10 protein-coding genes and 11 tRNA genes are annotated in these 11,911 nt (G+C 34.4%); 18 read left to right on the forward strand and 3 right to left on the reverse strand.

Annotated elements, in window-relative coordinates; genetic code table 11:
* The 6 genes from acpS to ACFVR2_RS24545 all read left to right on the forward strand — a co-directional run bounded on the left by acpS (position 1) and on the right by ACFVR2_RS24545 (position 6,149).
* Positions 1–354 (forward strand): holo-ACP synthase, encoded by a 354-nt coding sequence (gene acpS / locus ACFVR2_RS24520; protein WP_387368020.1) that lies wholly within the window; start codon positions 1–3, stop codon positions 352–354.
* Positions 355–697: 343 nt separating this feature from the next.
* A complete protein-coding gene (locus tag ACFVR2_RS24525) occupies positions 698–1,717 on the forward strand; it encodes a LolA family protein (protein ID WP_387368023.1) in 1,020 nt (339 codons plus the stop codon).
* 169 nt (positions 1,718–1,886) lie between these two features.
* A complete protein-coding gene (gene alr / locus ACFVR2_RS24530) occupies positions 1,887–3,053 on the forward strand; it encodes an alanine racemase (protein ID WP_387368026.1) in 1,167 nt (388 codons plus the stop codon).
* 144 nt (positions 3,054–3,197) lie between these two features.
* A complete protein-coding gene (locus ACFVR2_RS24535) occupies positions 3,198–3,479 on the forward strand; it encodes a CopG family ribbon-helix-helix protein (protein ID WP_069033898.1) in 282 nt (93 codons plus the stop codon).
* A gap of 4 nt (positions 3,480–3,483) precedes the next feature.
* The gene (gene ndoA / locus ACFVR2_RS24540) at positions 3,484–3,834 is read left to right on the forward strand and encodes a type II toxin-antitoxin system endoribonuclease NdoA (protein WP_056476047.1); all 351 of its coding nucleotides are present in this window, start codon (positions 3,484–3,486) and stop codon (positions 3,832–3,834) included.
* Positions 3,835–3,950: 116 nt separating this feature from the next.
* Positions 3,951–6,149 (forward strand): Tex family protein, encoded by a 2,199-nt coding sequence (locus tag ACFVR2_RS24545; RefSeq protein WP_387368029.1) that lies wholly within the window; start codon positions 3,951–3,953, stop codon positions 6,147–6,149.
* Here ACFVR2_RS24545 and cmpA read toward each other — a convergent pair.
* The gene (gene cmpA, locus ACFVR2_RS24550; RefSeq protein ID WP_088014579.1) at positions 6,139–6,249 is read right to left on the reverse strand and encodes a cortex morphogenetic protein CmpA; all 111 of its coding nucleotides are present in this window, start codon (positions 6,247–6,249) and stop codon (positions 6,139–6,141) included. The two genes, ACFVR2_RS24545 and cmpA, sit on opposite strands and share 11 nt — an antisense overlap.
* A 303-nt stretch (positions 6,250–6,552) precedes the next feature.
* Here cmpA and ACFVR2_RS24555 point away from each other — a divergent pair, with 303 nt between their 5' ends.
* The 9 genes from ACFVR2_RS24555 to ACFVR2_RS24595 all read left to right on the forward strand — a co-directional run bounded on the left by ACFVR2_RS24555 (position 6,553) and on the right by ACFVR2_RS24595 (position 8,391).
* On the forward strand, positions 6,553–7,005 hold the full coding sequence (locus ACFVR2_RS24555) for a SprT family protein (protein ID WP_387368031.1): 453 nt from the start codon (positions 6,553–6,555) through the stop codon (positions 7,003–7,005).
* An 83-nt stretch (positions 7,006–7,088) separates the two neighbouring features.
* Positions 7,089–7,163 (forward strand) — tRNA-Asn (locus ACFVR2_RS24560).
* A gap of 7 nt (positions 7,164–7,170) precedes the next feature.
* A tRNA-Ser gene (locus tag ACFVR2_RS24565) sits at positions 7,171–7,261 on the forward strand.
* 7 nt (positions 7,262–7,268) lie between these two features.
* Positions 7,269–7,343, forward strand: a tRNA-Glu gene (locus ACFVR2_RS24570).
* Positions 7,344–7,352: 9 nt separating this feature from the next.
* Positions 7,353–7,428: transfer RNA gene (locus ACFVR2_RS24575), tRNA-Val, on the forward strand.
* A 12-nt stretch (positions 7,429–7,440) separates the two neighbouring features.
* A tRNA-Asp gene (locus ACFVR2_RS24580) sits at positions 7,441–7,516 on the forward strand.
* 433 nt (positions 7,517–7,949) lie between these two features.
* Positions 7,950–8,024, forward strand: a tRNA-Gln gene (locus ACFVR2_RS24585).
* A 198-nt stretch (positions 8,025–8,222) separates the two neighbouring features.
* Positions 8,223–8,295 (forward strand) — tRNA-Lys (locus tag ACFVR2_RS24590).
* Between the two features lie 13 nt (positions 8,296–8,308).
* Positions 8,309–8,391: transfer RNA gene (locus ACFVR2_RS24595), tRNA-Leu, on the forward strand.
* A gap of 200 nt (positions 8,392–8,591) precedes the next feature.
* Here ACFVR2_RS24595 and ACFVR2_RS24600 read toward each other — a convergent pair.
* Entirely contained in the window at positions 8,592–9,410 is an 819-nt protein-coding gene (locus ACFVR2_RS24600; RefSeq protein ID WP_387368034.1) for a M15 family metallopeptidase, read from the reverse strand.
* A 135-nt stretch (positions 9,411–9,545) separates the two neighbouring features.
* Complete coding sequence (cls, locus tag ACFVR2_RS24605; RefSeq protein ID WP_387368037.1) at positions 9,546–10,988, reverse strand: cardiolipin synthase; 1,443 nt, start codon at positions 10,986–10,988, stop codon at positions 9,546–9,548.
* Between the two features lie 589 nt (positions 10,989–11,577).
* Here cls and ACFVR2_RS24610 point away from each other — a divergent pair.
* The 3 genes from ACFVR2_RS24610 (at position 11,578) to ACFVR2_RS24620 (ending at position 11,814) form a co-directional block, all read left to right on the forward strand.
* A tRNA-Arg gene (locus ACFVR2_RS24610) sits at positions 11,578–11,654 on the forward strand.
* A gap of 5 nt (positions 11,655–11,659) precedes the next feature.
* Positions 11,660–11,736 (forward strand) — tRNA-Pro (locus tag ACFVR2_RS24615).
* Between the two features lie 4 nt (positions 11,737–11,740).
* Positions 11,741–11,814 (forward strand) — tRNA-Gly (locus ACFVR2_RS24620).
* Positions 11,815–11,911 lie beyond the last annotated feature (97 nt).

Consider the following 11,911-nt stretch of genomic DNA (forward strand, 5'->3'; position numbering starts at 1 on the left):
ATGATCATAGGTATTGGATTAGATTTAGTAGAAATTGAACGAATGAAAGAAATTACTAGCTCGCAGCCCCGGTTTGCGAAAAGGATTTTAACTGAAGTAGAATATGAAATATACGAAAACTTATCAGAACGAAGAAAACTTGAATTTTTATCAGGAAGATTCGCCGCAAAAGAAGCTTGTTCAAAAGCTTTTGGTACAGGAATTGGGAAAGAATTAGGATTTCATGATATTGAAATCTTAAATGACGAAAAAGGTAAGCCTGTTTTAACCGTTGATTTGCCGTTTATACCGTTTTTATCAATTACGCATACTGAACATTATGCTGCTGCTCAAGTGGTCTTACAGCAAATATAATACCCTTTTAAACAGTCACTCATTTGAGTGACTTTTCTTTTTTGTACTCGACGTAGTAGTTAAACTTTAAGGGTTAATTAAAAAATGTAACTACACCATTGTCTTCACCAACAGGCTCGCCAATCAGGGAGTTTTCTTTAAATTTTTTAAATTAGCTTGTCATGCTAGTCTGCATATTTTAGAGCTTGACCTCATATAGTTTCATGAGGATATAAGAAGCAAGGTTGCAACGTGCATGAATAAATCTAGATTTTACTTCTAAGCTACTCGCGCACATTTATTCATAAGCCTTTGCATAAAATTCTCTTTTTTACAATTTAAGAGGAATAAAGGAGCTGGGGAGATGAAGAAAAAGCTTGTAGCGATGCTTTTGACAATCATGTTAGTACTATCATTGGCTGCATGTGGCAAGAAATCGAAAGATGATGTTGTAGGTTCTCTTAGCAATCAGATGGAAAAAATGAATGGCTATAAGGCCGATGCAACATTAACAATTAATAACGGTAATGATCCTCAAAAGTATGAAGTAGTTATTTGGCATAAAAAGCCTTCTTACTACCGTGTACAACTAAAAAATGCTAAGAGTGATCAAAACCAAATTATTTTAAGAAACAAAGAGGGTGTGTTTGTTTTAACACCAGCATTAAATAAAAGCTATCGCTTCCAAAGTGATTGGCCATCAAACAGCAGTCAGCCATATTTACCGGAATCATTGGTTAATGACTTAGTACAAGATAAGAATGCAACGTTTAAAACAACTAAGCAAGGATATGTATTTGAAACAAAAACAAATTACACAAATAGACAATTGCTCCCAACACAAGAAATTACTTTTAATAAAAAGGGACTGACACCTGAATCAGTAAAACTATTAGATACAGATAAAAATGTTGTGTTGGATGTTAAATTCGATAAAGTACAATACAATGCGAAATTTGATAATGATGCTTTTGATGTGAAGAAAAATATGACAAGCGCTCGTTTAAGTGTACCTACTTCTACAAATCCAAACAATGATCCTGATTTATTAGTTACACTTTACCCTAATTATTTAATGAAGGGTGTAGTGTTAGATGATCAACAAGAAGTAAAAACAGAAAATGGTGTTCAGGTTATACTTTCATATAAAGGCGATAAAAAATCGTTTACTTTAATAGAGCAAAAAGCACGTATTTCAGAGTCTGGAACAACGATGGAAATCACTGGTGAACCAGTCGATTTAGGTAAAACAGTAGGAGCATTATCAGATAAGATGATCACATGGTCATACGGTGGAACAGATTTTACGATTGTTTCTAAAAACTTAACTCAAGGTGAGTTAATTCAAGTTGCCCAATCAGTCGGAGATACAGGCACAAAATAATATTTTTTTTCAAACTTAAAAGGGCGTGATGATGCTTTATCACGCCTTTTTAAATTTTAAATAAACTATAATTGAGTAGTATATTGGTTGACATTTATAGTAAAATAAGCAAATAATTTTACACATATAAAAAAAGAGTAATGGGTAAATCGATAAGGAAGTGTAGATCATGACAGAAACATCATTTTATCGCGACACATGGGTAGAAGTAGATTTAGATGCTATTGAAGAAAACATCAAAAATATTGTATCGCTTTACCCTAATCATCAAGAAATATATGTAGCTTTAAAAGCGAATGCATATGGACATGGTTATGTTGAAGTAGCGAAACAAGCATTAAAGTCTGGCGCAACAAGATTATTAGTTGCTTTTATTGATGAAGGGATTTTTCTGCGTAACGCAGGAATAGAGGCGCCGATTTTAGTGTTAGGAGCAACTAGACCTGAGGATATTAACGTTGCAATAAAGAATAAATTAACTTTAACAGCATATAATGTTGATTGGTTAGAAGGTATTTCTAAAAATCTAAAAAGCACAGATCGTACAATGATTCATATTAAATTTGATACTGGGATGGGTAGATTAGGCCTGAAAACAAAATCTGAATGGGAGCAAGCTGCATCGATCTTACGGAAAAATCCATCAATTATACTGGAAGGTTTGTTTACACATTTTGCTACTGCTGATGAGCTAAATAGATCCTATTTTAATGAACAAGTAGACAAATTTTATGAATGTATAGAATGGGTTAAAGGCAGTGGATTCTCTCCTGAGCTAATTCATTGTGCAAATAGTGCAGCGGCCGCTTTAGAAACTAACTTATTTAATACTGTACGTGTTGGTATTATCATGTATGGTTTAACTCCATCTTTAGAAATAAAACCAATGCTACCATTTACATTAAAGCCAGCATTATCGCTTTATACGAAAATCTCACATATTAAGCAATTACCAGCAAATAGTGGTGTAAGTTATGGTGCAACATATTTCACTTCTGATTCAGAGTGGATTGCGACGTTACCAGTTGGGTATGCAGATGGCTGGCTTAGAGATATGCAAGGATTTTCTGTGTTGGTTGAAGGTGAAAGGGCAGAAATCGTTGGTAGAGTTTGTATGGATCAGTGTATGATCAAACTTTCTAAACATTATCCTGTTGGTACAAAAGTGACTTTAATAGGAGAAAGTAAGGATGGAGCTGTAACGGCTGAGGAAGTCGCTAAACATATGAATACAATCAATTATGAAGTAACTTGCCTTATAAATCATAGGGTACCAAGAGTATATAAAAAGAATGGAAATATTAAGTCCATAAGTAATTATCTAGTATCAGATTAATTGTAATTTGATGTATTAAAGTATGAAACACTGTATTTTGGTTAAGATAAGCGAAGATATGTGTCTTTCCAATCACTGAAAATAATGGTATGATGTAGTATAGGGAGATATATGGGTAATAGTTGATTCTGGAGGTGCTGAAACTTGTCCGAACTAAATGCGACAACAGAAATAACAGTACGTTTACCAAAACACGTAGTAAGCGAACTAGATGGATTAGTAAAGCAAGAAAACGGTAATCGAAATGAGTATATTTATCAAGCGACTAAGATGTTTTTAAAAGATCGTAAAAGACGCCAAAGTCGCGAACAAATGCGACGTGGATACATGGAAATGGCTAAAATCAACTTATTAATATCTTCTGAGTCATTCTATGCTGAGTCTGAAGCGGATTCTAAAGTGGAGCGCTTAGTTAGCGGGGGGTAATCACTTGATAGTAAAACGTGGCGACGTATATTTTGCAGACCTTTCCCCTGTAGTTGGCTCAGAACAAGGTGGAGTTCGTCCGGTTCTCATAATACAAAATGATATCGGTAATCGTTTTAGTCCTACCGTTATAGTCGCTGCGATTACAGCACAAATCCAAAAAGCAAAGCTTCCAACACATGTTGAAATCGATGCTAAAAAATATGGATTTGAACGTGATTCGGTTATACTACTAGAACAAATTCGAACGATTGACAAACAACGATTAACCGATAAGATAACACATCTTGATGATGAGATGATGGATCAGGTTGACGAAGCGTTGCAAATCAGTTTAGGACTTGTTGATTTTTAAAGTTGCTTTTATAGCAGCTTTACCTACATAGATTATAATAAATGTTTTGTAACCCTTTCGTCTTGAAAGGGTTATTTTAGGTCTTATAAAATTCCCAAAAATTGGAGGCGTTATTTTTGTCACAACAATTGATTAATAAAATTGCATCTGATTTATCGATTACTTCAAAACAAGTAGCTACCGTAATTGAATTGAAGGAAGAAGGAAATACGATTCCCTTTATTGCCAGGTATCGAAAAGAAAAAACGGGTTCTCTTGATGAGGTGCAAATTCATTCCATTTTAGAAAAATATGAGTATGCTGTGAATCTTCAAACGAGAAAAGATGAAGTAATCCGTTTAATTGAGGAAAAAGGGAAACTGACTGATGACTTACGTAAAAGTATTACATTAGCTACAAAACTACAAGAAGTTGAAGACTTATACCGACCATATAAAGAAAAAAGAAGAACTCGCGCTACCGTTGCAAAAGATAAAGGGTTAGAACCTTTTGCAGAATGGTTATTTTCAATGCCAAATGAAGGTTCACTTGCGGATGAAGCGTTAAAATACATAAATGTTGAACTGGAAGTTAATACAGTTGATGAAGTGATCCAAGGTGGAAAAGATATTATTGCGGAATGGATTGCAGATGATGCTACTTATCGAAAGTGGATTCGTGAAGTTACCTTCAAAAAGGGAACGATTGACAGTACTGTAAAAAACTCCGAAAAGGACGAGAAAAAAGTATACGAAATGTATTACGAATACTCTGAACCAATTTCAAAGATTGTTCCACATAGAATATTAGCAATGAATCGTGCAGAAAAAGAAGAAATTTTAAAGGTAGCAATTCAATCTCCTTTTGATGAGATTATTTTATATTTAGAAAAAAGGGTTATTACAAAGGACACTTTTGTACGACCAATCCTAATGGAAGTCGTTGAGGACGCATATAAAAGACTGATTCAGCCTTCAATTGAAAGAGAGATTCGTAAAGAATTATCCGAAAAAGCTGATTCACACGCGATTAATATTTTCTCAGAAAACTTGCGTTCATTATTACTGCAACCACCGTTAAAAGGGAAAATCGTGCTAGGAGTAGATCCTGCATTCCGTACAGGTTGTAAATTAGCAGTAGTAGATGAGACGGGGAAAGTCCTAAAAATAGATGTGATTTACCCACATCCTTTCAGAGGTGAAAGGGAAGAGGTTCAAAGAAATAAAAGAGAACAAGCAGTTGCAAAAATTAAAGATATTCTTATCAAATATAAAATAGAAATGATCGCAATTGGAAATGGTACAGCTTCTAGAGAAACAGAGCTGTTTATATCTGGAATTTTAAAAGAAATGAAAAATAATACTTACTATGTAATCGTAAATGAAGCTGGCGCAAGTGTTTATTCAGCATCTGAGTTAGCAAGGGAAGAGTTCCCAAATTTCCAAGTTGAGGAACGAAGCGCAGTATCAATTGCAAGACGACTACAAGATCCGTTAGCAGAACTAGTAAAAATTGATCCTAAATCTGTTGGGGTAGGATTGTATCAACACGATGTATCTCAAAAGAGCTTAAATGAATCATTATCATTTGTCGTTGAAACATCTGTTAACCAAGTTGGTGTAAATGTAAATACAGCATCAGTTTCACTACTTCAATACGTATCGGGCTTGTCCAAAACAGTAGCGAAAAATATTGTTAATTACCGTGACGAAAAAGGGAAAATTACAAACCGAAAAGAGCTTAAAACAATACCGAGATTAGGCTCTAAAACATTTGAGCAATGTATTGGATTTTTACGTGTACTTGAAGGAGATGAGCCTTTAGACCGTACAAGTATTCACCCGGAGAGCTACGTACAAGTAAAAAAATTATTAAAGCAATTAAAATTCTCTACGAGTCAAATTGGTTCAAATGAATTGAAAGAAAAGTTAAAGACGATTAATTTAAAAGAAGTATCAGAGCAACTAGATATTGGTGAAATTACGCTAAAGGATATTTTAGCATCATTAATGCAACCTGAAAGAGATCTACGAGATGAATTAGCAGCACCAATCCTTCGCCAGGATGTTCTTCAAATTGATGACCTAAAAATAGGAATGGAACTTGAAGGAACAGTAAGAAATGTAGTCGACTTTGGTGCGTTTGTTGATATTGGGCTAAAGAACGATGGCCTTGTTCATATTTCTAGAATGAGTAGCAAATTTATTAAGCATCCTCTTGATGTTGTATCGGTTGGTCAAGTAGTAAAGGTATGGATTGCTGAAGTAGACCAAAAGAAACAAAGAGTAGGTTTATCTATGCTACCAATTGAATCGAAAGAAATCGTCAAAGCTTAATTTTTTGATAATAAAACCAACATTGATTTAATAATTTAATTTGATAACGGTTTTTTTCATAAAATGCTTTTTGAATTTGTGATTTAAGCCAACTAGGCATTACCATGATGAAAACCTCCAACTTAAAAATCTTCGCCCATCTTTTTTTGAGGATGGGCGATGAAATAAATGAGTGAGGGGTAACCTTCCGATACGTTGTATAAAAAGGATAACTGTATTGTTCATTTTGGATAGGAAAAATTACGCCGTTGTAGAGAGATTTACTAAGAGCAGCCCATTTAGCATAAATCGTACTAATAAGATCTTTTGAAATTCTCATTTGTAAGTTTAATGTATGCGCATACCCAAGAATTTGTGAGTTGTTCTGTTATAATAAAGTAGAAAAAAGGATGGCGATTCATAAATGGATAATGAGGAGATACAAAAACTGGTTGAAGAACTATCAATCACTTATTTCGAGCGACCATTTCGCCACCAAGCATCTTTCAATACTAGATTAAGGACAACTGGTGGTAGGTATTTATTAAAAACAAGTAATATCGAATTAAATAAATTTTATTTAGAAGAACATGGAATTGAAGAGCTTAGGGGAATCATACTACACGAGCTGTGTCATTATCATCTTCATATTATGAAGAAAGGATATAAGCACGAGGATAGAGATTTTAAAGAACTATTAAAAAAGGTAGGAGCTCCTAGGTATTGCAAACCACTAAATTCAATAAAAAGAAGAACGCATTCCTATAAGTATAAATATAGATGTTCAGGGTGTGGGCATGCTTTCTTAAGAAAAAGGAAAGTGGACATAAGCCGCTATGTATGTGGATTATGCAAAAGTCCATTAAAACTATTATAAATAGTGTTGACATCTAATATGCATTTAGTTTATATTAATATTTGTCATCACGTTACAAAACTTGATGAAAAGATTAGTATTTTTCCGCAGTAGCTCAGTGGTAGAGCACTCGGCTGTTAACCGAGTGGTCGTAGGTTCGAATCCTACCTGCGGAGCCATTATTTTAGAGAAGTACCCAAGTGGCTCAAGGGGCGCCCCTGCTAAGGGTGTAGATCGTTTACGCGGTGCGAGGGTTCGAATCCCTTCTTCTCTGCCATATATACGGCCCGTTGGTCAAGCGGTTAAGACACCGCCCTTTCACGGCGGTAACACGGGTTCGAGTCCCGTACGGGTCACCATTTTATCCTGGAGGATTAGCTCAGCTGGGAGAGCACCTGCCTTACAAGCAGGGGGTCGGCGGTTCGAGCCCGTCATCCTCCACCATTAACTTCATATGGTCCCGTGGTGTAGCGGTTAACATGCCTGCCTGTCACGCAGGAGATCGCCGGTTCGATCCCGGTCGGGACCGCCATTAATTACTACAAATTGTAGTATTTTTTTCTTTATTTGGAGAAAAATAGTAAGAGTGGATATTTGGAGTTTGATTGTTTCTATTTTGAATGGTAGATTCAAAGGATAGGGCAATACAACTTATAAAAATCCTGCGGTGGAACTTCATGTAGCAAATTCGTACTTTAGGTAAAGATGAATTTCGAAATTGTCGGATTGTTTTTTATCTTGAGAGGCTGATTCAAGAGGTAGAGGCAATACAACATAAAAAAAATCCTGCGGTGTAGGTTCATGATGTTAATTCGCATTCTACTATAAGAAGTGTAGTGAAATGTCGGATTGTTTTTTATCTTGAGAGGTTGATTCGAGAGGTTGAAACAATACAACATAAAAAAAATCCTGCGGTGGAACTTCATGCAGCAAATTCGCAGAAGTGGACCATGCAGCTTATTCATTGGGCTATAGCCAAGCGGTAAGGCAACGGATTTTGATTCCGTCATGCCCTGGTTCGAATCCAGGTAGCCCAGCCATTTTAGTTTTTTATAAGTATGTTTAAGGTAAGGGGATTTGCTATTATCTTAGACGCGATCGTGTAAACAGTAAGTTGGTTTAAAAATATATGGTTTTTAGTTATAATTGTAATATCTTTATATTATGAAAGTGTAATTGCTCTCTAGGGCAAGAACGTGTTTTAGAAACAGGCTATATTTTATAAACTTTGTTATTACGAGCCATTAGCTCAGTAGGTAGAGCATCTGACTTTTAATCAGAGGGTCGAAGGTTCGAATCCTTCATGGCTCACTTTTGTTTATACGCGGTCGTGGCGGAATGGCAGACGCGCTAGGTTGAGGGCCTAGTGGAGGTTTCTCCGTGGAGGTTCAAGTCCTCTCGGCCGCATCTTAATATGACTTATCAAGGTATCGTACAATTGTAGGATGCCTTTTTTGTATTGTTTGGCATTCTTAGAAGAGAATCAATAGGGTGTAATTTTGAAATCTCTTTTTTTAACTCTACTGATCTGTAGGGTTTTTATTTTTATTAGTCTATATTTGTAAATAAAAAACCCACTTTTGATATTTTCAAAAGTGGGTAATACACTAATAGTTAGCAGGATTTACCTGGATAGCTTTAAAGTTTTGATTATTATCCGAGTAATGCCACCATTCTTTAGAATAGCCTACAAAACCTGCTTGTCTCATTGCTTGATCCATAAATTGATAATTCTTTTCTTGTGCACTGCTCCGTTTATAACTTCGCGATGCACGTGAAGAAAAATCATCGAATTTAGATTGCATTTGTATCTCTTTTCCATCTAATGTACATAAAGTAATATCTAACGTTGCGCCAAGTTGGTGTCCACGGATATTTTTGGGATTAGGTTTAGCCACATAATTCGAATTAGGATATGCGTTCCAAAGTGTTTGTTGTGCAGATAAAGGACGATAAGCATCCCATACTTTAATTGTATATCCTTGTTCTTTAAGTAGTGCGTTTGCTTTAGCTAATTTTTTTGCTGTGCTTGTTCTAAGTATTGCTTGACTAAAATTATAAATACGTTTGCCAGTAAAGTTATTAGTTGTGTTATATTTCAAATCAACAATAATACTTTTATCTAATGATTTAACGTTAGTGAACTCCGCCGTTACATATTTTCCACTTATATATGCTGTTGTTTTTTTAAATTTAATTTTATACCATCCATTGGATTGTTTATTAATAACCGTTAAAAATTGGCCTTTTTTAACAGCACCGATCAACTTATATGATGTACTAGGTCCACTACGGACATTTAGTTTACTTGCAGTTACAGTATAAATTGTATTTGCTGCATAAGTAGAGGTAGGAGTTGTAAAGAAACTTATCGATAGAAATAAAAGAGTTAAAAAAACTACAAATATCTTCTTAATAATATTCATATTTCACCTTCTTTAATTTTTTAATAATCTGTTAACAATAACCATTATTCTACAGAAAAGCTCCTATCACCTTTCATTTTGAAATTATAAAGATAAAATAAAAAAACATTACAGTTAAAAGTAATGTTTTTTTATTTACAATATTGGAGATAAGAGGCGCGAGATCGCTTCTTTTAACTTGATTATGACTGATCGCTCTTGATATTTTTCAATAGTAAGCTCACTACTATGATTACTATCAAGTAAAAAAAGATTTTGTAGCTCAGAAGCTTTTTCTTTTGAATAGGTAATCGCGTTTATTTCAAAATTTAATTTAAAACTACGTGTATCAATATTAGTAGTTCCTACCGAAGCTACTTCATGATCAACAACGATTGTTTTAGCATGTAAAAAACCATTCTCGTAAAGTAATATTTTTGCGCCATACGATAAAAGTTCTCCAGCGTACGATAGAGATGCCCAATACACGAATGGATGATCAGGTTTACTTGGAATCATTATCCTTACATCGATACCGGATAAAATTGCGATTTTGCACGCGTCCATAATGCTTGCATCTGGGATAAAATACGGTGTTTGGATATAAACACTTTTCTTGGCAGACATAATTAACTTAACGTACATGTTTTTTAAGTGCTCTGTTTCTGAATTTGGTCCACTTGCAACTATTTGGATAGGGGTGCTTCCGATATTTTTTTCATTATTAAATGAGAATTCTTCTATATTATGTATAGGCTGATTAGTAGCTTGTTGCCAATCTAAAATAAATCTACCTTGAATTTGGTTTACTGATTCTCCCTTTATACGAAAATGAGTGTCTCTCCAATATCCAAATTTCTGATCAATACCAAGATATTCATTTCCAATATTGAACCCTCCAATATAAGCAATTCTTCCATCAATAATACACAGTTTTCTGTGATTCCTATTATTTAATCGGAAATTGATGAGTCTTAAGAATGAAGGGAAGAAAGCTTTTACCTCTCCACCATGTTTAACAAGTTCTTTGAAAAAAGAAGGAGTAATTCTTTTAGAACCTATGTCATCATACAGGACTCGTACTTTTACACCTTCTTCTGCTTTTTTTGAAAGTTCATCTCTAAGTTTTTTTCCTAACGAATCACGCTGGATGATATAGTACTGAATATTAATCTCTTTTTGGGCAAGTTGTATGTCTTTGAATAGAGAATTAAATTTTTCGTGTCCATCTCGAAACGTTTGAATCTCATTATCTGTCGTTAATAAAGCGTTAGCCGACTTTAAATTCATCATAATTAAATGTGAATGTTTTGATAGTAGCTCATCTTGACGAAAGCTTTGATCATTATGAATTTTATTAGCTTGCTCGGTAACCGCCAATTGGAGATAACTTCTCTCTTTATTAGATAGATGATAGAAGTTCTTTTGTTTTAACTGTCTGCCTAAAAATAAATATAGTAGAAACCCTACTATAGGGATAAAAAGCAAAATCATTAGCCAAGCCCATGTAGCGGCAACATCTCTTTTTTCGATAAATACGAGTACTCCTGCTAGAAGTATATTGACGATAAGGAGGATTGTAAGAAAATTAATATCCATTTTTTCACACTTTCTATTAGTTAGATTACCTTATTAATTTTAATACCTTTATTTTTTATTTATATAGTATAAAGTATACGAATACACTTCATGTTCATTCTAAAATAAAGGAATAGTATGATTTACTCCAATCCAATTTCACAATACGTTATTAAAAAGTCGGAAACAATGAACTTGACGTGTATAGTAATAGGAAAGAATAATTACTTCTATAAGGATTTGTCTTTAAATAGTACTATAGTAATTCAAATTATGCTGAGTAGTTTTATGTCAAAAATGATAAATATGGACTGACTAAAGCTTCATTCATAACTAAAAAATGTCGAGAAAGATTGATTAGTTCAATTAAAATTGAGTGTGTAGATAAAAAGTAAAACTAATCGTGATTTTTTTGTTTAAAAAGTGTTGACATTGATTGTCCAATACTTTAATATAGTTTAAGTCACGTCAGACAAGTTAACGAAGTCAACGAGAGCTTATCGTAGTAAGCTTTTAAAGTTTAAAAAAACTTTTAAAAAAGTGTTGACATAAACAGTTGGATGTTATAAACTGTAAAAGTCGCTAACGAAGACGACACACTTTGCAATATGCGCCCGTAGCTCAATTGGATAGAGCGTTTGACTACGGATCAAAAGGTTATGGGTTCGAGTCCTTTCGGGCGCGCCATATTACGGGAAGTGGCTCAGCTTGGTAGAGCACCTGGTTTGGGACCAGGGGGTCGCAGGTTCAAATCCTGTCTTCCCGACCATTTCGCGGGTGTAGTTTAATGGTAAAATAGAAGCCTTCCAAGCTTCGGTCGTGGGTTCGATTCCCATCACCCGCTCCATTATGAACTTTGAAAACTAAACAAAACATGAAGTAAACGTCAATTATTAGTTTTTTGAGCAATACAAGATTTAAACTTAACTTTTATGGAGAGTTTG

Source organism: Gottfriedia sp. NPDC057991 (genome assembly GCF_042886615.1).
Classification (GTDB): Bacteria; Bacillota; Bacilli; order Bacillales; family Bacillaceae_G; genus Gottfriedia.

Excerpts from the sequence above, each read along its gene's own strand:
- ACFVR2_RS24525 (WP_387368023.1), top strand. The coding sequence starts at position 698 with ATGAAGAAAAAGCTTGTAGCGATGCTTTTGACAATCATGTTAGTACTA.
- ACFVR2_RS24600 (WP_387368034.1), bottom strand. The coding sequence starts at position 9,410 with ATGAATATTATTAAGAAGATATTTGTAGTTTTTTTAACTCTTTTATTT.
- alr (WP_387368026.1), top strand. The coding sequence starts at position 1,887 with ATGACAGAAACATCATTTTATCGCGACACATGGGTAGAAGTAGATTTA.
- cls (WP_387368037.1), bottom strand. The coding sequence starts at position 10,988 with ATGGATATTAATTTTCTTACAATCCTCCTTATCGTCAATATACTTCTA.
- cmpA (WP_088014579.1), bottom strand. The coding sequence starts at position 6,249 with ATGCCTAGTTGGCTTAAATCACAAATTCAAAAAGCATTTTATGAAAAA.
- ACFVR2_RS24555 (WP_387368031.1), top strand. The coding sequence starts at position 6,553 with ATGGATAATGAGGAGATACAAAAACTGGTTGAAGAACTATCAATCACT.
- acpS (WP_387368020.1), top strand. The coding sequence starts at position 1 with ATGATCATAGGTATTGGATTAGATTTAGTAGAAATTGAACGAATGAAA.